Genomic DNA, 578 nt, shown 5'->3' with positions numbered 1-578 from the left:
TCGCGCACGCCGGTCTCGCGGTGTACGCGCGGGCGGATGCCGGCCGCTCCGAGGACCGCGAGAACGCCCTCGCGCTGCTCGACCACCGACCCGAGGTGATCGTCGACGACGGTGCCTCGACGATCCGCCTCGTGCACCTGGAGCGTCCCGACGTCGTCGCCGAGATGCGCGGCGCGACCGAGCAGACCACGAGCGGCGTCCGACCCCTGCGACGAATGCACGCCGAGGGTGCGCTGCGCATCCCCGTGATCGCCGCCAACGACGCGCGATCGAAGTCGCTGTTCGACAACCGGCACGGCACGGGGCAGTCGGTCGTCTTCGCGGTCGCCGACGTCGCGAACCGGTCGCTGCGCGGAGCCACCGTCGTCGTCGTGGGCTACGGGCGCGTCGGCTCCGGAATCGCCGAGCACGCCGCGGCTCTGGGTGCGCGCGTGATCGTCACCGAGACCGATCCGGTCGCGGCCCTCCAGGCGGCCTTCGCGGGGTTCCCCGTCCGTACTCTCGCCCGAGCGGCCGCCGAGGCCGACTTCGTGATCTCGGCGACCGGCATCCGGCACACCGTCGACGTCGCCCACCTC

General features: G+C 73.4%; 1 protein-coding gene. It reads left to right on the top strand.

From position 1 onward, the window contains the following. Nucleotides 1–578 (top strand): adenosylhomocysteinase (locus NS283_RS18160; protein WP_193752718.1); only part of this gene is annotated, 578 nt, incomplete at both ends.

Source organism: Microbacterium testaceum, assembly GCF_001476285.1.
Taxonomy (GTDB): domain Bacteria; phylum Actinomycetota; class Actinomycetes; order Actinomycetales; family Microbacteriaceae; genus Microbacterium; species Microbacterium testaceum_B.
The sequence above is the reverse complement of the archived record's forward strand: the minus strand, read 5'-3'. Positions and strand labels throughout refer to the sequence as shown.